Annotated in this window: 21 protein-coding genes; 14 read left to right on the top strand and 7 right to left on the bottom strand. The window is 63.8% G+C overall.

Features of this window, described 5'->3' with window-relative positions:
- Positions 1-263: 263 nt before the first annotated feature.
- A complete protein-coding gene (locus ACQR1I_RS09810) occupies positions 264-1,562 on the top strand; it encodes an MFS transporter (RefSeq protein WP_434864416.1) in 1,299 nt (432 codons plus the stop codon).
- A 133-nt stretch (positions 1,563-1,695) separates the two neighbouring features.
- Positions 1,696-2,232 carry a GlcG/HbpS family heme-binding protein gene (locus ACQR1I_RS09805; RefSeq protein WP_434864415.1) on the top strand — a complete coding sequence of 179 codons (537 nt, stop codon included), beginning with the start codon at positions 1,696-1,698 and terminating at the stop codon, positions 2,230-2,232.
- 20 nt (positions 2,233-2,252) lie between these two features.
- On the opposite strand, the gene ACQR1I_RS09800 is transcribed toward ACQR1I_RS09805, so the two are convergent.
- A complete protein-coding gene (locus tag ACQR1I_RS09800; protein ID WP_434864414.1) occupies positions 2,253-3,224 on the bottom strand; it encodes a LysR substrate-binding domain-containing protein in 972 nt (323 codons plus the stop codon).
- A 184-nt stretch (positions 3,225-3,408) separates the two neighbouring features.
- Here ACQR1I_RS09800 and ACQR1I_RS09795 point away from each other — a divergent pair, with 184 nt between their 5' ends.
- The 12 genes from ACQR1I_RS09795 (at position 3,409) to ACQR1I_RS09740 (ending at position 18,973) form a co-directional block, all read left to right on the top strand.
- Positions 3,409-4,863: an aldehyde dehydrogenase family protein gene (locus tag ACQR1I_RS09795; protein WP_434864413.1), complete on the top strand. Its 1,455-nt coding sequence runs from the start codon at positions 3,409-3,411 to the stop codon at positions 4,861-4,863.
- Between the two features lie 30 nt (positions 4,864-4,893).
- Positions 4,894-6,684 carry a thiamine pyrophosphate-binding protein gene (locus ACQR1I_RS09790; protein WP_434864412.1) on the top strand — a complete coding sequence of 597 codons (1,791 nt, stop codon included), beginning with the start codon at positions 4,894-4,896 and terminating at the stop codon, positions 6,682-6,684.
- A 40-nt stretch (positions 6,685-6,724) separates the two neighbouring features.
- On the top strand, positions 6,725-7,963 hold the full coding sequence (locus ACQR1I_RS09785) for an ABC transporter substrate-binding protein (RefSeq protein ID WP_434864411.1): 1,239 nt from the start codon (positions 6,725-6,727) through the stop codon (positions 7,961-7,963).
- Positions 7,964-8,027: 64 nt separating this feature from the next.
- Positions 8,028-8,897 carry a branched-chain amino acid ABC transporter permease gene (locus ACQR1I_RS09780; RefSeq protein ID WP_434864410.1) on the top strand — a complete coding sequence of 290 codons (870 nt, stop codon included), beginning with the start codon at positions 8,028-8,030 and terminating at the stop codon, positions 8,895-8,897.
- The gene (locus ACQR1I_RS09775) at positions 8,894-11,467 is read left to right on the top strand and encodes a branched-chain amino acid ABC transporter ATP-binding protein/permease (protein WP_434864409.1); all 2,574 of its coding nucleotides are present in this window, start codon (positions 8,894-8,896) and stop codon (positions 11,465-11,467) included. Before ACQR1I_RS09780 ends, ACQR1I_RS09775 begins: the two co-directional genes overlap by 4 nt.
- Positions 11,468-11,528: 61 nt before the next feature.
- Positions 11,529-11,951: a cupin domain-containing protein gene (locus ACQR1I_RS09770; protein ID WP_434864408.1), complete on the top strand. Its 423-nt coding sequence runs from the start codon at positions 11,529-11,531 to the stop codon at positions 11,949-11,951.
- 7 nt (positions 11,952-11,958) lie between these two features.
- Positions 11,959-12,936, top strand: coding sequence for an NAD-dependent epimerase/dehydratase family protein (locus ACQR1I_RS09765; protein WP_434864407.1), 978 nt, complete (start codon positions 11,959-11,961; stop codon positions 12,934-12,936).
- A gap of 51 nt (positions 12,937-12,987) precedes the next feature.
- Positions 12,988-13,698 (top strand): SDR family NAD(P)-dependent oxidoreductase, encoded by a 711-nt coding sequence (locus ACQR1I_RS09760; protein WP_434864406.1) that lies wholly within the window; start codon positions 12,988-12,990, stop codon positions 13,696-13,698.
- Positions 13,695-15,386, top strand: coding sequence for an FAD-dependent oxidoreductase (locus tag ACQR1I_RS09755; protein WP_434864405.1), 1,692 nt, complete (start codon positions 13,695-13,697; stop codon positions 15,384-15,386). Before ACQR1I_RS09760 ends, ACQR1I_RS09755 begins: the two co-directional genes overlap by 4 nt.
- Before the next feature lie 703 nt (positions 15,387-16,089).
- A complete protein-coding gene (locus ACQR1I_RS09750; RefSeq protein WP_434864404.1) occupies positions 16,090-16,914 on the top strand; it encodes a hypothetical protein in 825 nt (274 codons plus the stop codon).
- Entirely contained in the window at positions 16,914-17,447 is a 534-nt protein-coding gene (locus tag ACQR1I_RS09745) for a restriction endonuclease (RefSeq protein ID WP_434864403.1), read from the top strand. The genes ACQR1I_RS09750 and ACQR1I_RS09745 overlap by 1 nt, the downstream gene beginning before the upstream one ends.
- An 83-nt stretch (positions 17,448-17,530) precedes the next feature.
- The gene (locus ACQR1I_RS09740; RefSeq protein ID WP_434864402.1) at positions 17,531-18,973 is read left to right on the top strand and encodes an ATP-dependent nuclease; all 1,443 of its coding nucleotides are present in this window, start codon (positions 17,531-17,533) and stop codon (positions 18,971-18,973) included.
- Between the two features lie 753 nt (positions 18,974-19,726).
- Here the strand turns inward: ACQR1I_RS09740 and ACQR1I_RS09735 are convergent.
- The 6 genes from ACQR1I_RS09735 to ACQR1I_RS09710 all read right to left on the bottom strand — a co-directional run bounded on the left by ACQR1I_RS09735 (position 19,727) and on the right by ACQR1I_RS09710 (position 25,604).
- Positions 19,727-21,424, bottom strand: a complete 1,698-nt coding sequence (locus tag ACQR1I_RS09735) for an asparaginase domain-containing protein (RefSeq protein WP_434864401.1) — start codon at positions 21,422-21,424, stop codon at positions 19,727-19,729.
- A gap of 78 nt (positions 21,425-21,502) precedes the next feature.
- Complete coding sequence (locus ACQR1I_RS09730; protein WP_434864400.1) at positions 21,503-22,204, bottom strand: cysteine hydrolase family protein; 702 nt, start codon at positions 22,202-22,204, stop codon at positions 21,503-21,505.
- A gap of 64 nt (positions 22,205-22,268) precedes the next feature.
- The gene (locus ACQR1I_RS09725; protein ID WP_434864399.1) at positions 22,269-22,973 is read right to left on the bottom strand and encodes an ABC transporter ATP-binding protein; all 705 of its coding nucleotides are present in this window, start codon (positions 22,971-22,973) and stop codon (positions 22,269-22,271) included.
- Positions 22,973-23,695, bottom strand: coding sequence for an ATP-binding cassette domain-containing protein (locus ACQR1I_RS09720; protein WP_434864398.1), 723 nt, complete (start codon positions 23,693-23,695; stop codon positions 22,973-22,975). The genes ACQR1I_RS09725 and ACQR1I_RS09720 overlap by 1 nt, the downstream gene beginning before the upstream one ends.
- Entirely contained in the window at positions 23,692-24,741 is a 1,050-nt protein-coding gene (locus ACQR1I_RS09715) for an ABC transporter permease subunit (RefSeq protein ID WP_434864397.1), read from the bottom strand. Before ACQR1I_RS09715 ends, ACQR1I_RS09720 begins: the two co-directional genes overlap by 4 nt.
- A complete protein-coding gene (locus tag ACQR1I_RS09710; RefSeq protein ID WP_434864396.1) occupies positions 24,738-25,604 on the bottom strand; it encodes a branched-chain amino acid ABC transporter permease in 867 nt (288 codons plus the stop codon). Before ACQR1I_RS09710 ends, ACQR1I_RS09715 begins: the two co-directional genes overlap by 4 nt.
- Positions 25,605-25,661: the final 57 nt, after the last annotated feature.

Here is a 25,661-nt window from a genome sequence, read left to right as displayed (position 1 = left end):
GCCGCGGCGAACTCCGGCCAAGCCATATCTTTCGCTTATGACCGCCAACTCCAAATCGTATTTCTGCTGTCCTGGAATTCCCTCTATCTCCAACCGGCAGGCGATGAAGCAGACGGCTAATCATCACGCCCCATGAAGAAGACCGGCGGGCCTCCATGCGGGTCTGAGTGGTCGAGGCGGCGATCGGATTGTGCTGAGCTCGCGATTGTTCTTCCGGATCGACGAAGAAGCGCATCTCGCCTGAGACTGGAAAGTGAACGATCATGAAGCTCGGCTGGTACTCCGAACTCAACAATGTCGAACGCAGGACGTACTGGGCCTGCTTTGCTGGATTCGGTCTCGACTCGCTGGATTCGACGATCTATGCGCTGGTCATCCCGGCGCTGATTGCGACGATCGGGCTGACGCGTCCCGAAGCCGGCTATCTCGCGACCGCAGCCCTCGTCGGCGCGGCGGTGGGTGGCTGGGGTGGGGGCATCCTCGCCGATCGCATCGGCCGCATCAAGGTTCTGCAACTGACGATCCTCTGGGTCGCACTCTTCACTCTCGCGTCGGCTTTCGCGACCGGATTCCATTATCTGCTGGTCGTGCGTTTCCTCCAGGGGCTCGGCTATGGCGGCGAGGCGGCCGTGGGCGGCGTCCTGATCAGCGAGGTCGTCAGGCCGGCGTTGCGCGGGCGGGTGGCCGCGTCCGTGCAAAGCAGCTACGCCGTGGGCTATGCGATTTCCGTTGCGCTGCTGCCCGTGATCAGTTCGCTGTTTCCGGAGGAGCTCGGCTGGCGTGTCTTCTTCGCCGTCGGGATTGCACCTGCCTTTCTCGTCTTCTTCATCCGGCGCCTCGTTCCTGAGTCGGGGCTTTACCGTGAAAGCCAGGCGAGCAAGACGGTTGGAACGCCCGCCTGGACGATCTTCAGCAGGGCCCATATACGGCGCACCGCGGCGGCTGCCACGATGGCCACCGGCATTTTCGGCGGCGCCTATGTCATGATCACGTGGCTGCCCACCTATCTGCGCACGGGGTTGAACCTTACGGTCGGAACCAGTGCGGGATATCTCGCCATGAACATCCTTGGTTCTCTGGTTGGGCCGCTGCTGTATGGCTGGCTTTCAGACCGCACCGGGCGGCGTCCTGCCTTCATGATCTTCCTGCTATGCCAAGCCGTGAATGCGAGCATCTATCTGCTGGCTCCGATCGGCGCGAACACGACGATCCTGCTCAGCTTCTTCCTCGGCGCCTTCCAGGGCGGATTGGCGTCGGGGATGCTGCCGACCTTTGCGGAGCTGTTCCCAACCGAGATACGTGCCAGCGGGCAGGGCTTTTGTCTTGGCGGAGGGCGTGGGTTCGGTTCGATCGTCCCGGCAACCGTCGGCGTGCTCGCCGCCTCGCATCCGCTGGGATTGTCGATGGGTCTCTCCGCACTCGTCTCCTATGGAGTAGCTTTCATGGCAGCGATCGCGTTGCCTGAGACGAGCGGCGCTGATCTTCAGCGCGTGACGTCGCTCGAGACGCGGGCAGAGCCTGTTCGAGATGCCGGCCGACCTGGATCGGAGCATTCGGCGTGAATCATTGCGCGCTCTCGGCCGGTGCGGCGCCGAGCGATGCGGAGGGCAGCTAGTGGGACTGTGGGGTGCTTCGGAAATAGGACGACCAATCCGGCCGAACAGGCCGCAAGAGCCAACCGATGGGGAGGAATAGATGCGTTCTCGGATCGTATTGATCATCGTCGCATGCGTCGTCACAGCGACGCTCACGAACAGCTTCGCCCAGACACCACCGAACACCGACAATCCCAACGATGCGGTGGCAGATGCATTGTCTCCACCGCCCTATGGCGAGCCGATCAACCTGGAGATGGCCAAGAAGGTGGCCGCTGCAGCCGTGGCCGAAACCGCAAAGCGGAACTGGAATGCGTTCTGCATCGCCGTTGTCAATCCGAGCGGTGATCTGGTCTATTTCGAGAAGCAGGACAATTGTCAGTATGCGTCCGTTGGTCTTTCTCAGCACAAGGCGCGGACCGCCACGCGCTATCGCCGTCCGACGCTGGTGTTCGAGACCTTGCTCGGCAAGGGGCAGTATTTCTCCTATCTCGCGACGCTTGACGACGTGATCGCGTCCCGTGGCGGCAATCTGCTCATCGTCAATGGCAAGGTGGTCGGCGCCATCGGCGTGAGCGGCGGCTCCGGAGCCCAGGACAACGTCGTATCTCTGGCTGGACAAGCCGCGCTGAAATAGGTGGAGATCAGGCCATCCAATTAGGCGGCCGGGGAGACCGCCGCCGACGCGGCATCGTCGATCAAGGTGACGCCGCGCCATTGTCCGGATGTGACGAGGGTTCGTGCCATCTCCTGGAGCTCCTTGGCGACCGCCAACGCCGCGGGCGCCAACAGGTCCGGCTTGATCGAATAGATATAGTTTCTTCGCGTGATCCGCGCGTCCGAGATCGACAAAGCGCGGCAGTCCTCGCCGTTCCTTCCCCCGGCCTGCAGCGCCGACATCGGCTTGATGGTCACGCCGATGCCCTCGCGAACGCAGCTCATGACCAAAGAGAGCGAATCGATTTCCGCGACCACATTGGGCGTGATGTTGCGGCGCTCGAACTCCGCGGCTACGCGCCGGCGCAGGCCATGGCTTCCGGTCGGCAGGATCAGCGGCAGCTTGGCGACTTCGGCGACGGTGATGCTGCGCCGGACGTGGGGCACGAGCGGGCTGTCGGCAGGGAGAAGCACGAACAGCTCCTCGTCGAGCAGAGGAATCGCATCGAGCTTGGACGACACGTCATTGTTGAACAGGATTGCGAGATCGAGCTGGCCGAGCCGCATCATGTGAGCGATGTGGCCGCTCATGCCCTCGACGACGTTGAGCAGGATGCCAGGATATTTGGCGCGGATGCATTTGGTGAGCGGCAGCCCGATCGCGAGCACGGTCGTCGCGGGCAGGCCAACCGATACCATGCCGCTTACCTCGGCCGAATCCTGCCGCGCAATTGACAGCGCGTGATCGAGCTGCCGCAGCATGAAACGGGCGTGGTGATAGAGCGCAAGGCCATTCTCGGTCGGGATCACGCCGCGCGAGGAGCGCTGCAGCAACGGCCTGCCCACTTCCTCCTCGAGCTTTGCGATCTGCTGGCTCAAGGCAGGCTGTGCGACGAACAGGCAGCGCGAGGCCTTCGACAGGCTGCCGCTTTCGACGATCTGGGCGAAATAACGCAACTGACGCAGATCCATGAGCGTGCACCGGACCATAAAGGAGAGTCTGACGAGGAGAACCGGACGGAGGAAAACCAGGAGTCCGTCGGGGCTATATGCTCAGCTTATGGCGACCAATCCAAAACAGTATTTTTGCTAATGTCAATTTCTCTCTAAAGGGGAAGGCAACAAGCGTGACTAGTCCCTTGGGAGGAACCAGACGATGGCGGACGCTGCGGTTCAAAGACAGGCATCGGCCGGTCTGTCATCCTGCCAACTCCTGATCGCAGGCGGCTGGGTGGATGGCACCCAGACTGTCCACGTGCTGGACAAATATCGCCTTGAACCTGCGATGCATGCGCATCTGCCGTCTCGCGAGCAGGTCCGTAGTTGCGTCGCCGCGGCGGAGCGTGCGTTCAAAGCCAATGCGCTGACGCCGCATGATCGCGGCCTCATCCTCGAAGGCGCGGCGGACGAACTCGAAAAGCGCGCCGCGGAGCTCGTCGAGGTGCTGCGGCAGGAGGCCGGCTTTCCACGCCGCGATGCGCTGGGCGAACTGCAGCGCTGTGCCACGACATTCCGGCTCTCCGCTGAAGAAGCGCGGCGTCTTGCTGGTGAAGTGGTGCCGATGGAAGGCGCTGCCGGGCAGAAGGGGCGGATCGGCTTTACGCTCCGTGTGCCGCTCGGCGTCGTCGCCGCGATTACGCCGTTCAACGCTCCTTTGAACACGGTGGCGCACAAGGTGGCCCCCGCACTCGCCGCCGGCAACGCCGTGGTGCTGAAGCCCTCGCTGCATACGCCGATGACGTCCTGCATCATGGCAGAATGCCTGATCACCGCCGGCTTGCCATCCGGCCTGATCTCGGTGCTGCATGGCGATGGCGAGGTCGCCGATTGGCTGATGGCAGAGGCCGCCGTGAAGTTCTTCGCCTTCACTGGCAGCACGCAAATCGGCCGGATCATCCAGAGCAAGGCGGGGTTGCGTCGCACCCAGATGGAGCTCGGCTCGATTGCGCACTGCGTCATCTGCGAGGACGCGGATCTCGACGCCGCACTGCCGAAGGTCGTCAATGCCGGCTTCCGCAAGGCCGGCCAGGTCTGCACCTCGATCCAGGTTCTGCTGGTGCAGCGTCCGCTGATCGGGCAGGTCGAGCAGCGACTTGCCGAACTGGTCGCGGGGCTGCCTTACGGCGACCCCGGCGAGGACGACACCGTCGTTGGTCCCGTCGTCAGCGAAGCCGCCGCGCAGCGGATCGAATCCTGGATCGCGCTGGCTGAGCAGAACGGTGCACGGCGTCTGGTCGGCGGCGCGCGCAAGGGTGCAGTGGTTCCTCCGACGCTTCTCGCGGACGTCGACAAGGCCACGCCGCTCGGCTGCCAGGAGGTGTTCGGGCCGGTGATGTGCATCGCGCCGTTCGACGTGCTGGACGAAGCGATCGCCCGTGTGAACGATACACCCTATGGGCTTGCCACCGGCATCTTCACCAAACGCCTGGACAGGGCATTGCAGGCCGCGAGGCAGTTGCAGGTCGGTGGCGTTCACATCAACGAAACCCCGAGTTCCCGGGTGGACCTCATGCCCTATGGCGGCTCCAAGGACTCCGGCTTCGGTCGTGAAGGGCCGCATTACGCGATCCGTGAGATGACCGAGGAGCGTATCGTGACGATGCTCGCGTGACGCGGGCCGTCACCTGACAAGGATCTCACCATGACCAAGATGAAGGGCGGCGAAGTCATCGCCGAATATCTCGTCAAGCAGAAAGTGCCGTTCGTGATCGGCATCTGCGGCCACGGCAATGTCGGCATTCTCGATGCGCTCTACCAGGTACGAGATCGTGTCAAGCTGGTGTCGCCGCGCCACGAGCAGTGCGCAGGCCACATGGCGGACGCTTACTTCCGGGTCAAGCACAGTCCGGTGGCGACCCTGACCTCGACCGGGCCTGGCTCCGCCAACATGGTGATGTCGCTGGCGACCGCGCTGTCGGACTCCTCGAGCTTTCTCGCGATCACCGCCAACGTGCCGACCTCGCAGGCCAATCGTGGACCGTTCCAGGAACTCTACGCGCATAATCAAGCTGATTTCGCGCAGGTGCTGCGGCCGGTGGTGAAACGCTCGTTCCAGCCGAGCCGTGTCGACATGCTGCCGCTGGCGCTGCGCCAGGCCTTCGACACGATGGTCACGGGCCGGCCCGGGCCGGTCAACCTCGATATCCCCTACAACGTGTTCCAGGAGGAGGCCGACGTCGAACTGCCGCCGCTATCGCACACCCACGGCACGCATCGTCCGAGCGCGAGCGAGGCCGACGTCGCGAAGGCGCTCGATCTCCTGGAGGCCGCAAAGCGGCCGGTGGTCTTCATCGGGCAGGGGACCACGCTGTCGGAGGCCGGTCCCGAGATCGCAGCGCTGCAGAGTCGCTATGGCATTCCGGTGATCACCTCGCCGAATGGCATGGGCTGCGTGCCTGCCGACGATCCGCTGACGCTGGGCTTCATCGGCCGCAACGGTGCCTATCCGGCCAACCAGGCCGGCCGCCATGCCGATCTCGTGCTGTGCATCGGCACCCGTTTCGACGACCGGTCGTCGTCGAGCTGGCACCAGGGCTATTCGTGGAATTTTCCGTCGACAAAGCTGTTGCAGGTCGACATCGATCCGGTCGAACTCGGCCGCAACTATCCGCCGACCCTCGGCATCATCGCCGATGCCAAGACCTTCGCCGCGCAATTGCTCGCCGCCGTGGAGCGCCGCCCCGGGATCAGGCGCGAGAATTTCGCTGCCTGGCGCGACGAGATCGCGACATGGGCGGCCGAGTGGGACGCGTTCGTGCGGCCAAATTTCAGCGCGGTGACGACGCCCATCCGTCCCGAATACGTGGTCAGCGCGCTTCAGGACGTGCTGCCGGATGATGTCATCCTTTCGCTGGACTCCGGGGTGCACCACAACTGGTTCATGCAGTTCTGGCGGCCGAAACGCGCGCAGAGCATGCTGAACAGCTGGGGTTATTCATCTATGGGCTTCGGCGTGTGCGGCGTGCTCGGGGCGCAGCTCGCCGCACCGGAGCGTCCCTGCGTCGCCGTCGTCGGCGACGGCGGCTTCATGATGGCACCCTACGTCGTCGCCACGGCGGTCGAGTACGATCTGCCTTGCGTCTGGATCGTCTGGAACAACTTCGCCTGGAGCGCGATCCGGGATCTGCAATATGGACTGTTCGAAGGCCGCGAGCTCGGCACCGCTTTTTATCGCGGCAACCAAGGTCCGGGCGGGGACCGCTACAATCCAGATTTTGCGGCCTGGGCGCGCGCCTGCGGCGCCGACGGTGTCACTGTGACGCGCAGCGCCGATCTGCGCGGCGCGGTGGAGACCGCGGTGAAGAACAGGCGGCCCTGCGTGATTGATCTGCATGTCGATGCCGAGGTGCGTCCGCCATCGACCGGGACGTGGGAGCTGCCGCCGATCCCGTTCAAGGAGCCGATCTTCGGCAAGCCCTACCGGCGCGACTGACTAAAAAGCCAAACAACAAAGATCCATGGGAGGAGCCAAAATGTCGAAGGGTGAACTGAGCCGCAGGTCGTTCATGCGCGCTTCCGCAGGTGTGGCGGCGGCGTCCGTCACAGCTTGGAGCGGCCGGGCGCTTGCCCAGTCCGACGGGCCGGTGCGCATCGGCATGATCTATTCCAAGCAGGGGCCGGGCGCGTCGATCGGCGAATATTTGCAGCGCGGCAGCGCGCTGGCGGTCGAGCAGGCCGGCAACAAGGTGCTGGGCCGGCCCATCGAGCTGGTCTGGCTCGACGAACCGAACCCGCAGGTGTCGCAGCAGAACATGCAGCGGCTGGTCGACGAGAGCAAGGTCGTGGCGGTCGTCGGGGGCAACTACTCGTCGTCGGCCCTGGCGATGATGAGCGTCGCCAACCGCGAGAAGGTGCCGCTGATCCTGACCGGCGCCGCGGCCAGCGAGATCACCGGCAAGAGCTGCAGCAAGTACACGTTCCGGACCCAGGCCACCGTGCCGGTGCAGATGGCAGGCCTGATGCCCTACGTCTCCAGTATCGGCAAGAAGGTCTATTTCATCACGGCGTCCTACGCGTTCGGCCAGGACATCCTCCGCGCCTCTCGCGCGCTGTTGAAGCAGGTCGGCGCCACCGAGGTCGGCGTCGACGAGGTGCCGATCAACACCGCCGACTACAGCTCCTACATTCTCAAGATCCGCCAGGCCAAGCCGGATGTCGTGGTCGGCGGCCTGGTCGGCGGCGACTTCTCGAACTTCCTCAAGCAGTGGAACGAGATGGGCATGAAGGACAAGATTCCCTACGCCGCCGTCGCCGTGACTGATACCGATTTCTGGGATGTCGGGCCGCAAGCCTCGACCGGCATCTACATCAAGCCCTGGTACTACAACAATCCGAAGAACACCGAGGCCGAGCGTCGGATGATCGAGGACTTCAGGAAGAAGTTCAACCAGCCGCCGTCGGACAAGACCTGGTCTGGCTGGATCGGCATGCGGGCGCTGCTCGAATCGATCGAGGCAGCGAAGTCGACGGAGTCCAAGGCGCTCGTCACGCAGCTCGAGCAGTGGAAGAACAGCGAAGGCGAGTTCCCGTATTTCTTCCGCGATTGGGATCACCAACTGGTGCGGCCGGCCGTGATCGTGCAGGTCAAGAAGCAGATCGCCGACAAGTTCGACTATTTCGACGTGCTGAAGAACACCTCGGAGACGGCTGACGACACTGCCAAGGCGTTCGGCAGCAAGGACGAGATCGGCTGCAGCCTGCCGTCTCTGTGAGCGGCGCGACCAAGCCCCGTCTTCGTCACGTCCTCGTTCGTCACGCACCCGATGGGCCCGATCGATGCTTGATATCTTCGTCTCCCAAGCCGCCAATGGCCTGGTGCTCGGCTTCATCTACGTGCTGATTGCGGTCGGGCTGTCGATCACGTTCGGGTTGCTGGGCGTCATCAACTTCGCGCATGGCGCCTTCTTCGCGCTCGGCGCCTATGTCGCCTGGCAATTGTTTCAACTGTTCGGCTGGAGCGCAGTCATTTTCGCTCCGCCTCTGGTCGGACTGGTCGGTATGGCGGTGGAGGCGACGATCATTCGTCGCCTCTACGGCAAGGAGCCGCTGCTCAGTCTGATCGTGACCTTCGCACTGGCGCTCCTGATCGAGGCGGTGATCCGCTACGTCTGGGGCGCTGACGGCAAGCCGTTCAATCCGCCGCCGCTGTTCGCCGGCATCGTCGAGCTTGGGCCATTGTTGATCACGAAGTACCGCGTCGCGGTGCTCGGGGCGACGACGGCGACCCTGCTCAGTCTGTGGGCGTTCCTCGCCTTCACGCCCTATGGCCGGATCCTGCGCGCCGGCAGCCGGGATCCGGAAATGGTCGAACTGCTTGGCATCAATCTGCCGCGAGTCCTGACGGCGGTGTTCGGCCTCGGCTGCATGCTGGCTGCCATCGGCGGCGTGCTGGCGGCGCCGCTATGGACCGTGTCGCCATCGATGGCCGCCAACGCCGTGATGCCCGCCTTCGTCATCGTCGCCATCGGCGGCCTCGGCTCGTTCCGTGGCGCGGTGGTCGCCGGCCTGGCCGTCGGCATCGTCACGTCGCTGACGATCCAGTTCTGGCCCGAGGCCGCCGCCGGCTCGATGTATGCGTTGATGTTCCTGATCATGTTGCTGCGGCCGCGCGGCCTGTTCGGCGAGCGCTGGGAGCGTTTCGAATGACGAGCGACAGGCCTCTCCTGCAGCGCCTTGGCGGCCATCCGGTCGTCGTCGCCGCCGTCGTGCTGCTGCTGGCGTCCGGGCTGGCGTTGGCCGCGGGCATGCCGATTCACCGCGTCACCCAGATCGCGATCTACACGCTGTATGGCGCCGAGGTGAACTTCCTGATCGGCTATCTCGGCCTGGTGCCGTTCGGCGCCTCGTTCTTCTTCGGCTGCGCCAGCTATGCGCTGGCGATCGGGGCGGGCTTGGTGCCCGGCGGGAACGAGATCGCCGGCATGGTCATCGCGGTCGTCTTCTCGCTGGTGCTCGCCTTCGTGGTCGGCGCGATCATCCTGCGCCGGCGCGGGCTGTATTTCTCGCTGCTGACCCTGGCGTGCTCGCAGATCGCCTTTGAGATCGCGTTCAAATGGACCTCGGTCACCGGCGGCGAGAACGGGCTGCAGAATGTCGTGCGGCCACTGTTTCCATCGGCGCTTGCCTTCCATGGTTTTGCGCTCGTGGTCGTCATTGCCTCGCTGTGGGCGCTGTGGCGTCTTGCCCATTCCCCGTTCGGCCGTCTGATGCAGGCGTTGCGCGACAACGAGGTGCGCGTCGCCAGCCTCGGCTTCGACACCTACCGGACCAAGCTGATCGCGCTCGTCATCGCAGGGGGCGGCATCGGCGCAGCCGGCGGCCTGATGGCGCTCCTGCTGCAGGGCGTCTACGCCAACAACCTGAACTGGGAGCATGCCGGCGACCCCGTGCTGATGGCGGCGCTCGGCGGCGTGCATCATTTCCTCGGGCCCCTGTGGGGCGCGGCTGTCTTCATCCTGCTTGAGGACCGCCTCAGCGCAATCACCGAGAACTGGTGGCTGATCTTCGCCCCGATCATCATCGCCTTCGCGCTGCTGTCGCAGGAAGGCATTCACGGCATCTTCCAGCGCCTGATCGGGCGCAACCGTTGGACATTGACGCGCGACGGCATTCCACCGCGCCCCGCGGTGATCCAGAACTATGTGCCGTCGCGGCCGAGCGCTGACGCCGACGCGGCCGGACCGATCCTGTCGATCCGCAACCTCTCCAAGCATTTCGGCTCGATCGTCACCCAGGACAACATCTCTTTCGACATGAGCCGGACCGGCTTGCACAGCCTGATCGGGCCGAACGGCGCCGGCAAGACGACGCTGTTCAACCTGCTGACCGGCACGCTGAAGCCCAACGCCGGCAGCATCCTGTTCGAGGGCCGCGCGATTGGTCATCTGCCTCCCTACAGGCGCGCACGACTCGGCATTGCACGTTCGTTCCAGATTCTCAGCGTATTTCCGAACCTTACATCATACGAGAACGTGCGCATCGCGGTTCAGGCGTCGCGGCGGCAATGGTCCGGTTTCTGGCGCGACGCCTACGATGACGAGGCCGCGAACGCGCGTGTCTGGTCTCTGCTCGATGCGGTCGGGCTTGTCGACCGCGCGTCCGATCTCTGCTCAGAGCTCGCCCATGGCGAAAAGCGGCTGCTCGAGATCGCGGTCTCGCTGGCGATCGATGCCAGGCTCTTGCTGCTCGATGAGCCGCTGGCGGGACTTGCAGAGTCTGATCGGAAGGTGGTCGGCCACCTGATCCAGCGGCTGTCGAAATCCCATGCCGTACTACTCATCGAGCACGACATCGATCGCGTGCTGGCCATGTCCGACCGCATCACCGTGCTGCATCAGGGGCGCCTGATCGCCGACGGCAGGCCAGCCGAGGTCGCAAGCCATCCGGAGGTCGTGACGGCCTATCTCGGCACGGCCCATGGCCAGGTCTCGACGTCTCCATCGCGCGGCGCCACTGTCGCGGTGCTGCCGACGGCGGCGATGGCCGAGCCTCTTCTCAAGGTCGAGGCGGTCAGCGCGGGATATGGCGGAGGCACCGTGCTCGATGGCCTCGATCTCGTCGTACGTCCTGGCGAGGTGGTCGCGCTGCTCGGTCGCAATGGCGTCGGCAAGACCACGGCGTTGCGCGCGATCACGGGCACCGTACCGCTGAGCCAGGGCCGGATCATGTTCGATGGCACCGACCTCGGCGCCCTGCGGGCCGATGAGATCAATCGCCTCGGCATCTCGCTCGTGCCCGAAGGGCGGCGACTGTTCCCGAATCTGACGGTGCAGGAGAATTTGAAGCTGGCGGCCCGGCCGGGTGGCGCCTCGCTCGACGACGTGTTCGATCTCTTTCCCAAGCTACGCATCCTGCAGCGGGCACGCGCCGAGAATCTGTCCGGCGGCGAGCGCCAGATGGTGGCGATCGCACGCGCCCTGATGGTGCCGAGCCGGCTGATCCTGCTCGATGAGCCGTTCGAAGGATTGGCGCCGGCGGTGGTGCAGGAGGTGCGCGAGGCCGTGATGAAGCTGCGCTCACGCGCCAGTCTCGTGATCGTGGAGCACCACGCCGAAAGCGTCCTGGCGATGGCCGACCGCGCCTATGTGCTGGTGAACGGGCGCGTCGCCCATACCGGCGAGGCGGCCGAACTGGCGGCCGATCACGTGCTGCAGGGGCGGCTGCTCGGCATCGCCCAGACCGCTGACACGGCGCAACGCGCGGCTAGCGGCTCATGAGTATTCCGACCATCCGCATCTGCTCGCTGACCTGATCTGAGCTTGCCTGAGGAGACAACACATGACGATCGTCGTTCCCGGACCGAATGCCTACGCCAATGCGGCGGCAGAGAAGAAGGCGGTGACACGCAATCTCGCCGAGATCTTCTGGACCCAGTATCCGGGTCACTACAATCAGGCGCTGTCGAAGGCGATCGTGACGCCTGACACCACCGGCAGCCGCTTCTTCGACTATCGCATCTCGTCCTACGAACCCGGCGCGCATGTCGAGAGCCATTCGCACAAGGTGCAGGAGCAGATCTACCACGTGCTGTCGGGGGAGGGCATCCTGATCCTCGATGGCGAGCGCCGGCTGGTGCGTGCAAACGACGTCACCTATATCCCGCCGGGCGTGGTGCATGAGTTCCACTGCACCGGCACCGATCCGCTGGTTTTCCTCGTCATCACCAGCCCACCGGAGGATGAAGAGCCGGCGCCACGGTGAGGGGCGGATGACGATCGTGGCCCCCAGAACCATCCTGGTGACCGGAGCGTGCGGCTGGCTTGGTTGCGCGCTGGTGCAGGCGCTGCTCGACCGCGGCGATCGCGTCGTCGCCATCGATCTCGTGGCGTCGCCGGCGCTTGCCGCACTCGCTGCGCGCGAGCCGCGGTTGGCAATGGCTGCCGTCGATCTCGGCGAGTGGCCGCAGGTGCTGCGCGCCTTGCAGGCCCACCCGCCCGATGCGGTGATCCATGCCGCCGCCATCGTCGGCGTGGTTCAGGCAGCCGACATTCCGCTGAAGGCGCTGCGCGTCAACGTCGAGGGATCGATCAATCTGTTCGAAGCCATGCGGCTCACCGGGATCAGGCGCGTCGTGCACATCAGTACCGAGGAGACTTATGGCGACTTTCTGACGCCGTGCATCGATGAGGATCATCCGCAGAAGCCGACCAGCGTCTACGGTCTGACCAAGCTCGCGGCCGAGCATTATGGCCGGGTGTATTCGCGCGATCACGGACTCGACTGCATCAACGTCCGTACCTGCTGGGTCTACGGCCCGCATCTCCCGCGCCTGCGCATGCCCAGGACCTTCATCGAGGCGGCGCTGCGCGGCGAGGCCTTGCACCAACCGGACGGCGCCAATTTCGCCGTCGACCAGGTCCATATTGCGGACACCGTGGCCGGAGTGCTGCTGGCGCTGGACAAGCCCGATCACACCTTCGATGCGTACAACATCGCGACCGGGATCGCGCCGACGCTTCGCGATACCGCGGAGGCAGTCAACCGCGCCATCCCCGGCGCGCGGATCACCGTCGGCGACGCCGGGCCTTATCATCACGGCGGCCGAGTGCTGAGCGCGAGAAAGGGCGCGCTCGACATCAGCCGCGCGCGGGCCGAACTCGGCTATGCGCCACGCTACGATCTTCAGGCCGGCATCGAGGCCACCATCGCCGCGACGCGCGCAACGCTGACGCCGCCGCCGGGCTAACGCCAGAGCCTGTCCCTGCCGTTTGCAATCTCACTGCTCAAGGAACCATACATGTCCAACACGTCTCCCATCGTCCTCATCGTTGGCGGCTCGCGCGGCATTGGTGCCGCCTGCGTACAGGTGTTCGCCGCGGCCGGCTGGCAGGTGGCCTCGACCTATGCCACCAAGCCGTCGGACGAGACCTCCGGCCGCCAGTACCGGGTCGACGTCCGCGATGCTGCATCGGTGGCGCGTGTCTTCGAGCAGGTGACCGTGGATCATGGCGGCGCAGTCCAGGCCGTGATCGCCAATGCCGGCATCAACGTGCCGGGCGCGCCGGTCGCAAGCTTCAAGCCGGACGACTTCAGTCTGCTGATGGACGTCAACGTCGTGGGCGCGTTCAATGTGCTGGCCGAAGCTGCTCGCCGCGTGCGCGATGGCGGCGCCATCGTCGCGATCACCACCTCGCTGGTGCGTCACGCGGTGCCGGGCATGGGGCCATACGCGGCGAGCAAGGCGGCGGTCGAGAGCCTGGTGCGCTCGATGGCAAAGGAACTGGCGCCGCGCGGCATTCGCGTCAATGCGGTGGCGCCGGGGCCGGTCGACACTGATCTGTTCAACGCCGGCAAGACCGAGGAGGCCAAGCAGCGCATGGCGGCCTTCAGCCCGTTCAATCGCATCGGCCGGCCGCACGAGGTGGCAGAGGTGGTGCGCTTCCTCGCTTCCGACCAGGCTTCATGGGTGCACGGCCAGATCGTGCAGCCCAACGGCGGTATGGTATGATCGCAGAGGCGATGGCGGTCGAGACGTTCGACGTGATCGTCATCGGAGCCGGAGCCGGAGGCCTGACCGCGGCCACCATCGCTGCTGCCGATGGCTGCTCAGTGCTTTTGCTGGAGCAGGCGGAGCTCGTGGGCGGCACGACCGCGATCTCGGGCGGCATGGTCTGGATTCCGGCAAATCACAAGGCTGCGGCGGAAGGACGTCCGGATACGCTGGAGGCGGCGCGCAGCTATCTCGCGCTGACCGTGCCGGGGGAGGACCGCACACGGCTCGAGGCGTTCCTCGCCTTCGGAGACGAGGCGCTGCAGGATCTGGAAGCTCGCACCGCGCTGCGTCTGCAGACGGTGCCGACTTATCCGGACTACTATCCGGACCTTGAAGGTTCGACGACGGGTGGCCGCGTGCTCGAGCCAGTGCCGTTCGATGCGCGCATGCTGGGCGAGGCCTTCGCGATGCTGCGTGATCCCTTGCCCGAGTTCATGCTGTTCGGCGGCATGATGATCAGCCGCCAGGACATTCCACATCTGCGGCGGGCCACGCGGTCATGGCGCTCGGCATTGCATGTTGCCGGATTGCTGGCGCGCTATGGCTGGCAGCGACTGCGGGCCCGTCGGGGGACGACGCTCTATCTCGGCAATGCGCTCGTCGCGCGGCTGTTGCGGTCGGCGCTGGATCGTGGCGTCGTGCTTCGCACCGGCATCGAGGTCACGCAACTGGCGACGGGCGACGCCGGCGCCATCGCCAGAGTGGAGGTCGCAGAGCGCGGCGGCCACCGTTGGCTCGCGGCGCGCCGCGGGGTGATCCTGGCGACCGGCGGACTGTCGCATGATGCCGCGCTACGCGCACATTTTGTGCCGCAGGCGGCAGGCACGCTCTCCGCAACAATCGATCGCGGCTCTGCGCGAAGCGGCGCGCGGCTGGCGGCAGCGCTCGGCGCGCGGCTGTCGGGGCAGGGCGCGTTCTGGGTGCCTGCCTCGACCTTCACGCGGCGTGACGGCAGCCGCGGCGTCTTCCCGCACACGGTCACCGATCGGGCGAAGCCCGGACTGATTGCGGTCGATGCGGGCGGGCGGCGTTTCGTCAATGAGGCGGTGTCCTATCATGAGTTCGTGCGCGCCCAGCTCAGCCATGCCGGCAGCGCCATTCCCGCCTGGTTGGTCTGCGATCGCCGCTTCCTGTGGACCTACGGGCTCGGCAGGATCAAGCCGTTCACCCGCTCGGTCGCGAACGAGGTCGCCTGTGGCTATCTCAAGCACGGTGCGACGGTCGCCGGCCTCGCCAGGGCGATCGGGGTGCCGCCGGACGCGCTGACGCAGACCATCGCCGACTTCAATGTCCACGCCGCGCGCGGCGAGGATCCCGTCTTCGGACGCGGTGGCAATGCCTATCAGCGCGCGCTCGGCGATGCTGACCACAAGCCCAACCCCTGCGTCGCTCCGATCGTCAGGGGGCCGTTCTACGCGGTCGCGGTCTGGCCCGCCGATCTCGGCATGTCCGCCGGCATCGCCACCGATACACGCGCCCGCGTGTTGGACGCGAAGGGAGCGCCGATCCCCGGTCTGTTCGCCTGCGGCAACGACATGGCCTCGGTCATGGAGGGGGCCTATCCGGGCCCTGGGATCACGCTCGGACCTGCGCTGGTCTTCGGCTGGCTGGCTGGCCGCACCGCTGCTGGAGCAAACATCTAATGCCGGAGTGGACGCTCTCGTGAATGGCCGCAGCAACGCCGACCCGTGTTTCATTTTTTGCGGCGCGCGAAGCCGGACGCCCGGTTGACGCTCGAGCCGGCGCCGAACGACCGGCTCGTCGGCAAATCATGGCGTGTGCCGCAAATCTGCGCTGCAGGCACGACACGCCGTGCGGGCCAAGCAGTCTGACGCCGATGTCGAGGCCGTGCGCGACGCAGTCGAGGAGCTTGAGATTGGTATCAAGCCGGACATCGATGTCTGACCAGAGCTTCCGAAGTTCAATAATCCCATCCGCACATATGCATTGGCCAACCGCAAGACGGTCGCCTATTGCCGTGCAGGCGATAGCAGCCGATAGTGCTTGAAAGCGTGCTCGGCATGATCGGACAAAATATTCCTGTGGAATCAAGACCAAAGAAATTCGTCGGTCTCGCCATCGGCATGGTGAGCAGTTAACTCAGCAAAAGCCCGCGAGATCAAGATCTTAACGACGTGAGCGATGATTGAGTGGGAGTAGGAGTGAACGAGCGGCGCTCTGGCTACGCCGATCTGTGGTAAGCTTGAATGAAATGGAACAGATCTACAATGAGATATCCTACTAGAATGGGACGATGTTCACTCTCGCACCTAGATCAGGTGGTGCGTGCGCATTAGCCCGAACACGCGCAATGTTAATAGTTGCTTTGTATCGGCACCCCTCGGCATGGACCTGGGTAGTTTGCCGGGCGCGCTGTCTGCGCGCGGAATAAATTGGGAATGGGCAAAGGAGAACTCCAGTGGGATTCCTAACGCTCATGCGGCTATACGGCGGGCGCAAGTCTTCATAGGCGTGCTTAACGGCACGAACTCGGACTATCGAGTGGTCTATGAAGTGGGCGTAGCAGCAGGTCTTGAGAAATCTATTCTTCTGATTACGTCGCCGCGCAGAAAGTTGCCTTTCGACTTAAGGCCGTTCTCTGTCGCGCGTCTTAAGCTCACAGATCATCGTGCTTTGAATTTTCACCTCGATGCGTTCCTTGCAGCCCCGGCGAGGAGTGTATTTGAGGAACATGCTCGTATCTTGCGGGGCGCTTCTCAATCTCTGATTGTGCCTGATTCGGGCAGGAGGATGACCGATACATTTCACTCAGGGCTGGAAAAAGAGGTCTTTGAACTCATCATCCAGGCTGGAGGTACGGCGATTGCTCAGCCGCAGGCGGAACAATCCGAGGGCTACCGGCCTGATCTCTTAGTGTGGTTAGGATCGTACGATCCGGAATTGCTTGACCCAGCCGTCATCGAGGTCAAGGGGCGTGTTGATCCAAAGGACGTTCGATCGATAGAAGAGCGGCTGCTCAATTTCATGAACGTTTCCGGCGTGCGGACCGGTCTAGTGATTACGTCTGAAGCCTTCTTGCGGCGATCGCAACCGATCTGGCCTAACTTATTCTGGCTCGATTTGTCGACCTTCAGTGCTCTCCTTCGATCTTCGCAGCTTGGCTCGCATCTGCGTGAAATGCGCAACCGTGCAATACACGGTGTGCGCTGATGCCTGCAATTGCGTCTGGCGTCATTGCGGCAATTCTAGCGGCTGCAGATGCCGGAAGTACTGCGCAGAAGGGGGCAGCGCTGGAGCGCGTCGTGACGGACACGCTTTGTCTGCTTGATGGCATTGGAGTGCTGTTTACCAACGCAGTCGATGTAGATAACTCCTGCGAGATCGACATCTTGTTGTACAATCAACGTCATCCGGCGGGACTTCCGTTTCTTCCGGACAACATTCTGATCGAGTGTAAGAACTGGAGTTCACCAGTTAATACTGCGACTTTGAGATCGTTTACATCGAAGTTGAGGCAGTTCAAGCTTGATTTTGGTGTCGTCGTGGCTTCGAGTGGCATCACCGGTGACCAGTCTGATAGGACTGCGGGTCATGCTCATTTGCGTAGGGAATTTGATCAGATCGGATTGAAGACGATAATTATAACTCGTTTGGAGCTTGAAGGTCTCGCTTCCAGCGAAGATCTCAGCCTGCTGCTACGGAGAAAATTCGGTGCATTCATCATGGGGTTGCCCGGATTCTAAATGGCTCAATGGCGACAGTAGCTGGGCGGTCGATGGTGTAGTTTATGTTATGAGAACCGGCCATTAAAGCATAGGGGGCGAGCTTGGATTTTGCAGAAGTCAACACGATCCGAGGTCAATTTCAGGCCGGGCAATGGCCGCAATTTCTCCAGATGGTGTCCATCAATGGACTTCGCGGATGGGCCGGGCAATCAGTCGAATTCAATTTTCCAGTAGTTGCGGTGGTGGGCGAAAATGGTAGCGGCAAAAGTACCCTGCTGAAGGCGACAACGTGTGTGTACGACCAAGAGAAGAAGGACAAGAAATTCTATCCCTCCGCCTTCTTCGTCGATACGCACTGGGATGAAATTAAGGGCGTAACTATCCTTTATCGAGTGAAACGTGGTCCGAACATTGAATCGTTTCGTGTGTCCAAGCCTACAAAACGATGGAGGGATCCAGAAAATCCGCCCATGCGAAATGTGTACTTGCTCGATATTTCAAGAACGTTGCCGCTCGATGCGTCGGCGGGCTACGCGAAGATCGCGAGATCCGCGGCATCCGAAATTGAGAGCGATGAGATCGATGACGAATTTCGACAACGATTATCTCATGTACTCGGAAGGACTTACCAGAAGGCGCGATTCGCCACGTCTGACGTCGATCAGCGTAGGCAGGTGGGTCTACTTCAGCGAGAATGGGGTGAAGTGTCTCAGTTTCATCAAGGTGCTGGCGAAGATGCGACGTTGGATCTCTTTCGGACGCTTCAAAATATTCCTAATAATTCCCTCCTTGTGATTGACGAAGTCGAGGCCTCGTTGCATCCCCGCGCCCAGAGGCGGCTTACTCGATTTCTCCTTTGGCTTTCTCGGCAGCGCAGAATTCAGATAATTCTATCAACTCACAGTCCTTACGTTCTTGAAGAGCTCCCTCAAGAAGCGCGGGTACTGTTACTTCCTGGTCCGCAAGGACTTAGCGTAGTCTATGGCGCGTCGCCTGAATTTGCGATGAGTAGACTAGACGATGAAGTTCACCCAGATGTTCATATCTTCGTTGAAGATCGAAACGCGGAGATTTGGCTTCGTGAGATACTTGCTTCATCAGCGGTGACATCGGAGCTCCTGCGACGAGTTCAAATAATTCCAGTCGGTCCTGCCAATGTTGTCGGAATGATGGGGAACCTAGGAAGAGCGGGAAAGCTCCCCTATAGGTCTATTGCTATAACGGATGGAGATCATCCGTATGTAGATTGTCTTAAATTGCCCGGCGACCGCGCTCCTGAACGGGTTGTTTTTGGCGACCTGCAGGCCAACAATTGGGAGAACCTGCCCAGTCGCTTTGGAATCGGCGCAGGATCTCTTTTCGTAGCGCTCGAAGATGCGATGTTGGAGCCGGATCATCACAAGTGGCCGACTTTAGTGGGGGACCAAGTCGCCAAAAGCGCCACTAGCGTTTGGGAAATTCTTTGTACCGAGTGGAGCAGATCCTGTTTGGAAGAAGGCGCGAGGACCGGTATTGCTGCAGTGATCAACGCGGCCATACATTAAGTCGCGGCGGTTTCCTAGCAATGGCCAGGGCTATCGTCCGAGCGCTTCGGCATCTCGTCTAATCGCTCTAACAACGCGAGGGCCTCAGCTGAGGCGGCGTCTCGGATGCCATCGCACGACGAGGACGTGCCCGACGGGCAACCCACGCATGCCCCGCATGCACCAACTGCCCGTCGTGCCAGTTTGTCGCGCACTTCTCCCTTGCACCGTCGGGCAAATCACCTGCACATTCTCGCGCATCCCGGCTCGCTGAAGAGGGACGTTTCGCGATCGTCATGAAGCGTCGAGCTGGAGATGCGATGGGCGCGTTGCTCTGCAGCCTGGTCTTACGATCGGGCCGACGAACGGAGCGAGGCGACGGCGAAATGGTGTGGTCCTGGCGTCCCGAAGCTGACGCCAAGCCGGCGGTGATGATGATCCGCTGGCGACGGGGGCAAGACAGCCGGTCCCCGGGGAGAGCGCCTATAAGTCGCAAAACCGTCGCGCAGGGAAGGCCGGATATTGGGCTGAACCTGTGGTTCTGCCGCGTGCTTATTTGTTGCACGCGGACCGCGGGTATCAGCCGATACCCGGTCTTCCCTGCGCCTCTTCTTCGGAGGAAGAGGTTCATTCGAGAGCATAACTCGGGCGGAGGCCGCCGCGAGACGGCTCAGCCATGCCTGCTGGTTGAAACGGACAACACACGAGGTGCGTACGTCGCGGCCGACCCCCTCAATGCCGAGCAGATCGGCGCCGAGACAGCGGAGGCGTCCTCTAATGCGTCCGGAACACGGCCTGGTATTGCGCGACCGCGGCGCGGGTGGCGGCGCGTTCGGCATCGGTCGGCGCGGCCGGATCCTTGGCCGGCGGCAGGCTGCCGAAGCGAAGCAGACAGGCCATCAGCAGGATGCGCGCCTTGGTCGAAGTCAGATTCGAGCCGGGAATGAAATAGTCGTGCGGATCGGCGAAGCCTTCCGGATTGCCGCGGCCGACGCGCACCACCGGCAGGCCGGCATAGACCGCGCGCAGCAGCACGTCTTCGCGCACCGACGAGGTCTGCTTGCCATAGGGCGTGATACCCTCGATGATGAATCCGGCAAGGCGGCCGCCGGCCAGCTTACGCCCGACCAGCGCAACGAGGTCGGCAGTGATCGCCGGATCGTCGAAATAGTCCTCGGCGTAGAAGCCGCCCTCCTTGACGATCGACACCGACGGGATCGCGTCCTCGAGCAGGTCGCCGTCGGCAGCCCGGGTGCGCGTCTCGACCAGCGTCACCTCTTCGAGACGTCCGCAGGCGACCGGCACCGCGGACGGCATCTTCGTGAGGTTCACGTCCGAGCACCAGGTGTGCTTGAGCGCCGGCACGTAGTGCAGCACCGCCGCGCCATGATAGCCCATGCCGCCGAGGATCCCGCCATGACCGCCGGTCGCGACATAGCCGCCCGGTCGGGCGTCCACCTTCATGACCTCGCGTGCGGCGAAGATCTGCTGCTCCTGCAGCACGATCACGCCGGCGCGGTTGCGTCCCTGCTCGTCGGCCCAGACCCGGGATACAATGTATTCGACGGAGTCGGTGATGTTCTTCGGCCCGTCATGGCTGATCTCGCCCTGTGGCCGCTGCGCGGCGTTGCCGCAGATCGGAATGGTGATGTCGAGCAGCAGGTTGAACCAGTAGGCGACCTCCTCGATCTGCGGACTGCCCTGGGTATAGACCGCGCCGTCGTATTTGCCGCTGTCGAAAATGCGCCGGGCGGCGTTGGTGAGTCGGGCGAGCGCGGGACGCGGCGGCGACTCGCCGAGATGATAGGGACGGTAGGCGAAGAAATCCTTCGCGCGAACTTCCGGAGCGATGTCGCCGTCGCCGACATCGGTGCGCAGCGCGGCGGGCTGGCCCTTGGTATAGCCGGCCGGCGGCAGCACGCGGTAGAAGTCGACGTCGGCGAAGGACGAGATCAGGTTGGCGACGCCTTCGGCGCCGATGCTGAGCCGGTCGATCTCCTCGAAGCTGCGCGAGCCGTCGGGATAGAACGATTGCCTCGCCTGCGAAGCGGGCGCGTCCGGCGCGGTGCACTCGCCCTCCCAGGCGCCGCCGTCGGCCTGCCGCGCCATGTAGGGCAGGGGATACAGGCCGTCGTCGGGCAACAGTTCGATTTCGAACACGGCCTTGTCATGGGGACTGGTCCGCTCGCGGTGAAACACGCCGTCGGAATCGAGATACCCGTCGGGCGGACCATAGAGTTCGGCCGCGTCGCTTTCGAGTGGGTGCGCCGAGAAGCATTCGACATAGACCTTCGCCGGCGCGGCCAGCCGCTGGGCGCGCAGCGCGTCGAAGCGGGCCTCGCTGCCGTCGGGGTTGGTCCGCAACGTCAGGCCATGCTTGCGGCGCGCCTTGTTGGAGGTCACCAGCGGCGGGGAATTCTGGATCGTGGCGGTCGGGCCGGCGAGGTGAGCGATCTTCGGTCGTGCTGCCATGTCAGTCTTCCTCGACTTTCGCCGAACGGGGGCACACGTCGTCCAGCTGCGTCCTTTTTCCCTGGTCTGCTGTGGCCGTCAGGCCGCCTTGTCCCTGTTCGCGGCGGCGAGGCTCGACACCACCTCCTCGGCCGACATCACGTCGGCGAACAGGTTGAGCATGTTGTTCAGGGTGGCGTTGTGCTCGACGTCAGTCATGGCGGCATTGCCATCGGCGACGAAGATCACCTTGTAGTTCATCTGCATCGCGTCACGCGCGGTGGATTCGCAGCAGACATTGGTCGCGGTACCCGTGATGATCAGCGTGTCGATGCCGCGCGCCTGCAGCATCTCGTGCAGTTCCGACGATCCGGGGACGAAGGCGCCGAACCGGGTCTTGTCGACGATCAGGTCGGAGGGCTGGACGTCGAGCCCCGGCCACAGCTGGAAGCCGTGGGACTCCCGGCTGAAGGTGTCGATCATCGCCTGCCGCCGCGCCGGCGAAGCGAAATCGGTGAACCAGCTCGACCAGTTGACCAGGGTCTGCTCGTCGATCAGGTAGCGGATGAAGACGTTGAGGCCGCCGGCCGCCCGCAGCGCCTGGCAGATCGCGTTGACGTTGGGAACGATGTCGCGCGCGACCGGAATCTCGATCAGCGCGCCCGGGTCCATGAAGCCGTTCTGCAGATCGACGATGATATGCGCGGTCCGCGACGGGTCGAGATTGGAGAACATGTGGAGCCCATCTCGCAGCCCCCTGACGCGGTTCACCACTTCGCTCGACAGCTCGATCTTGTGCATGACGCCTCTCCTTCTGAACGCGTGCTGGCGCGTTCCGTTGTGCCGGCTGCGCCGGCTTCCACGCTCATTCGGCGGCGACGTAGCCGCCGAGGCCGCCCGCCTCGATCAATGCGTCCGGCGCGACCTCGCCGGTGATCCTGCCCTTTTCGATCAGCAGCACGCGATCGGACAGCCGCCGCACGAAATCGAGGTTCTGTTCGACGACGATGATGGCGAGGCCCTGATGCCGGTGCAGCCCGATCAGGATCTCCAGGATCTCCTCGACGATCGAAGGCTGGATGCCCTCGGTCGGCTCATCGAGCAGCAGCAGGCGCGGCCGGCCGCACAGGCAGCGCGCCAGCGCCAGGATCTGCTGCTCGCCGCCCGACAGCGCTCCGCCGAGCCGGTCGATGATCGGATCGAGCCGCGGAAACCTGGCCAGCGCGTCCTTCACCGTGTTGTCTTCGAAGTGCTCGCCGTCCTCTATGAATCCCATGCGAAGATTTTCGCGCACCGTCAGGTTGGGAAAGATCGCCCGCCCCTGCGGCACGTAGCCGATCCCGGCGCGCGCCCGCCGGAACGGCGCCAGCCCGGACACGTCGGCTCCGGCAAAACGGATGGCGCCGCTGGTCGGCGCGACCTGCCCGATCAGGGTCTTCAGCAGGGTCGTCTTGCCCATGCCGTTGTGTCCCAGTACGCCTACGACCTCGTGCTCGGCGACGACGAAGCTGACGCCCGACAGCACCGGCACCTTGCCATACCCGGCGTGGATGTCCTCGACCTCCAGCATCAGTGCACCACCGACTTGCCCAAATAGACGTCGCGCACGATCTGGTTTCCGAACACCTCGTCGACGTCGCCTTCGAGCAGGATTGCACCGCGGTTGAACACGGTGATGCGGCGCGCGATCGATCGGATGAAGGCCATGTCGTGCTCGACCACGATCAGCGGGTGCTCGCGGTTGATTTCGAGGATCAGCTCGGCGGTCTGCGCCCGCTCGTCCTCGGTCATGCCGGCGGCCGGCTCGTCGAGCAGGATCAGGTTCGGCTTGCCGCACAGCACCAGCCCAAGCTCGACGCGCTGGCGCTGGCCATGGGCAAGCTGCCCGGTCTGCACGTCGGCGAAGCGGGCGAGGCCAAGCCGCTCGATCTGGGTGTCGACCGATCTCGCGATCTCCCGGCCCTTGTCATAGCGCGCTGCCGCGATCCAGAGATTCTCGCGCACCGACAGGCCATTGAAGACGCTGGGAACCTGTGTCTTCACGCCGATGCCGAGCCGCGCGATCTCATGCGGCTGCAGCCGCGACAGGTCGGCACCGCGGAAGGTCACCGAGCCCATGGTCGGCTTGATCTGGCCGGTCAGCAGCTTGAAGAACGTGCTCTTGCCGGCACCATTGGGTCCGATCAGACAGCGCAGTTCGCCCTCTGCCAGGGCAAAATCGACCCCGCGGATTGCCTGCACGCCACCGAAATGCATCGCGAGCCCGCGGGTCTCGATCAGAGGCGCACTCATGCCTTGCCCCCGCGGGCGACCGGGCGGGCCGCAGCATCCCCGGCGACGCGACGCGACACCAGCAGCCAAGGCAGCAGCCGCTCAGTGACCATCGGGGCGATACCCCTTGGCACCAGCAGCACGAAGACGAGCAGCACCGCTCCGAGCACGACGTTGGCGTTCACCGTCTGCTGGGTCCCGATCTTCAGGGTCAGCCAGGACATCGCCATGGCGCCGATGATCGGGCCGAGCAGCGTGCCGGCACCGCCCACCATCACCCAGATGATGACCTGCGCCGACTGCACCACGCTGAACGCGGTCGGGCTGACGAAATTGCCCCACGCCGTGAACAGGCAGCCCGCCAGCCCGGCGAGGCCGCCGCTGAGCGCGAAGGCGACCAGCTTGTGCAGCCGTGAATCGTAGCCGAGGAATTCGACCCGCTGCTCGTTTTCGCGGACCGCGACCAGCACCCGCCCGAAACGGGTGCGCAGCACCGCATGGAGACCGAAATAGGCTCCCAGCAGGATTAGCAGGCAAAGTTCGAACATCCCGAGCGGCTCAAGCGTGTCGTCGGGCCGGAACGGCACGTTGAGCGATGGCACGTTCGGGATGCCGTTGAAGCCGCCGAGCAGCGCCTCGCCGATATGGTATTGCGGTCCGGCCGTGGAGTTGACGACGTTGTAGAAGATCAGCGTCACCGTCAGTGTGATGACCCCGACATAGACGTCGCTGATCCGGCCATAGAACATGAAATAGCCGAGCGCGGCGGCGAATGCTGCCGGCAGGACCACGGCGAGCAGCAGCGGCAGCGTGCTTTCGCCGATGTTGATGACGGCCACCGCATAGGCATAGGCGCCGAGGCCAAAGAAGGCAGAGTGTCCGAAACACAGGATACCCGCATAGCCCCAGATGAAGGCGAGGCTCAGCGCGAGCAGCGCGAAGATCAGGTAGAGCGTGATCTGCAGCATCGTGTAGAGATCGACCAGCAGCGGCAGCAGAACCGCAAGCAGGAGGCCGATGACAGCAACTGCAACGAAGCCGGCGTTGGCGCGCAGCATCCGGGTCATAGGCTGCCCCGGAAGAAGCGACCGGTGATACCCTGCGGCATGATCCTGATCAGAACGATCGCGGTCAGCAGCAGTGCGACCTCGCCGTACACCGGATTGGTCGCAAACGACGCAAACTGGTTGATGACGCCGAACAGTCCGGATGCCGAAGTGGTGCCGGTCAGCGCCGACGCGCCGCCACCGATCACGGTAATAAAGGTGCGACCGATGTAGGATCCGCCGATGGTCGGAAACACGCCCGACACAGGGGCGAGAATTCCTCCCGCCAGACCGGCGAGGGCCGCACCGAACGCAAACGTGACCGCGTAGATCCGCGCGGTATTGACGCCGAGGGCTCCGGCCATATCGGCATTCTGCATCGCGCCACGGGCCAGCAGCCCGACCCGGCTCGTGCGCAGCACCAGATAGACGCCGCCGACCGTTGCGATCGAGGCGGCGATCACGAACAGGCTGTAGCTGCTCGCCTTGTAGGCGCCGATGCTGATCGCCGGAAGCGGCGTCGGTACGCCTTCCGTGGTGTCCCCGAAGATCATCGTGAGGATGCCGACCACGAACAGGCTGAGGCCCCAGGTGGCGAGCATGGTCTCGACCATCCGCCCGTACAGCCGCCGCACCACGACGAATTCGACCAGCGCGCCGAATAGGGCGCCCGCCAGCGGCGGCACCAGCAGGATCGCGATCCAGATGTTGGCGCCCATGTGTACGGCAACGGCAGCGCTGTAACTGCCGACCACCATGAACTCGCCATGGGCGAGATTGATGATGCGCATCATCCCGTACACGATCGCAAGACCGATGCTCATCAGCGCCAGCGTCGCGACCGCGTAGACGAAATCGATTCCGACGACCAGTGCGAAGTCCAAGTCCGTTCTCCAGTGCTGGCAACGGGGCGACTGCGGCCCTTCGCCTTCCGCGCGAGC

The organism is Bradyrhizobium sp. HKCCYLS2038 (assembly GCF_051167655.1).
In the GTDB taxonomy this organism is placed as follows: domain Bacteria; phylum Pseudomonadota; class Alphaproteobacteria; order Rhizobiales; family Xanthobacteraceae; genus Bradyrhizobium.
Note: the sequence above shows the minus strand (reverse complement) of the source record. Positions and strands in the feature narration are given on the sequence as shown.

Bases quoted from the DNA above. Each gene is read 5' to 3' on its own strand.
- ACQR1I_RS09810 (WP_434864416.1), top strand. From the start codon at position 264: ATGAAGCTCGGCTGGTACTCCGAACTCAACAATGTCGAACGCAGGACG.
- ACQR1I_RS09805 (WP_434864415.1), top strand. From the start codon at position 1,696: ATGCGTTCTCGGATCGTATTGATCATCGTCGCATGCGTCGTCACAGCG.
- ACQR1I_RS09800 (WP_434864414.1), bottom strand. From the start codon at position 3,224: ATGGATCTGCGTCAGTTGCGTTATTTCGCCCAGATCGTCGAAAGCGGC.
- ACQR1I_RS09795 (WP_434864413.1), top strand. From the start codon at position 3,409: ATGGCGGACGCTGCGGTTCAAAGACAGGCATCGGCCGGTCTGTCATCC.
- ACQR1I_RS09790 (WP_434864412.1), top strand. From the start codon at position 4,894: ATGACCAAGATGAAGGGCGGCGAAGTCATCGCCGAATATCTCGTCAAG.
- ACQR1I_RS09785 (WP_434864411.1), top strand. From the start codon at position 6,725: ATGTCGAAGGGTGAACTGAGCCGCAGGTCGTTCATGCGCGCTTCCGCA.
- ACQR1I_RS09780 (WP_434864410.1), top strand. From the start codon at position 8,028: ATGCTTGATATCTTCGTCTCCCAAGCCGCCAATGGCCTGGTGCTCGGC.
- ACQR1I_RS09775 (WP_434864409.1), top strand. From the start codon at position 8,894: ATGACGAGCGACAGGCCTCTCCTGCAGCGCCTTGGCGGCCATCCGGTC.
- ACQR1I_RS09770 (WP_434864408.1), top strand. From the start codon at position 11,529: ATGACGATCGTCGTTCCCGGACCGAATGCCTACGCCAATGCGGCGGCA.
- ACQR1I_RS09765 (WP_434864407.1), top strand. From the start codon at position 11,959: ATGACGATCGTGGCCCCCAGAACCATCCTGGTGACCGGAGCGTGCGGC.
- ACQR1I_RS09760 (WP_434864406.1), top strand. From the start codon at position 12,988: ATGTCCAACACGTCTCCCATCGTCCTCATCGTTGGCGGCTCGCGCGGC.
- ACQR1I_RS09755 (WP_434864405.1), top strand. From the start codon at position 13,695: ATGATCGCAGAGGCGATGGCGGTCGAGACGTTCGACGTGATCGTCATC.
- ACQR1I_RS09750 (WP_434864404.1), top strand. From the start codon at position 16,090: ATGGACCTGGGTAGTTTGCCGGGCGCGCTGTCTGCGCGCGGAATAAAT.
- ACQR1I_RS09745 (WP_434864403.1), top strand. From the start codon at position 16,914: ATGCCTGCAATTGCGTCTGGCGTCATTGCGGCAATTCTAGCGGCTGCA.
- ACQR1I_RS09735 (WP_434864401.1), bottom strand. From the start codon at position 21,424: ATGGCAGCACGACCGAAGATCGCTCACCTCGCCGGCCCGACCGCCACG.
- ACQR1I_RS09730 (WP_434864400.1), bottom strand. From the start codon at position 22,204: ATGCACAAGATCGAGCTGTCGAGCGAAGTGGTGAACCGCGTCAGGGGG.
- ACQR1I_RS09725 (WP_434864399.1), bottom strand. From the start codon at position 22,973: ATGCTGGAGGTCGAGGACATCCACGCCGGGTATGGCAAGGTGCCGGTG.
- ACQR1I_RS09720 (WP_434864398.1), bottom strand. From the start codon at position 23,695: ATGAGTGCGCCTCTGATCGAGACCCGCGGGCTCGCGATGCATTTCGGT.
- ACQR1I_RS09715 (WP_434864397.1), bottom strand. From the start codon at position 24,741: ATGACCCGGATGCTGCGCGCCAACGCCGGCTTCGTTGCAGTTGCTGTC.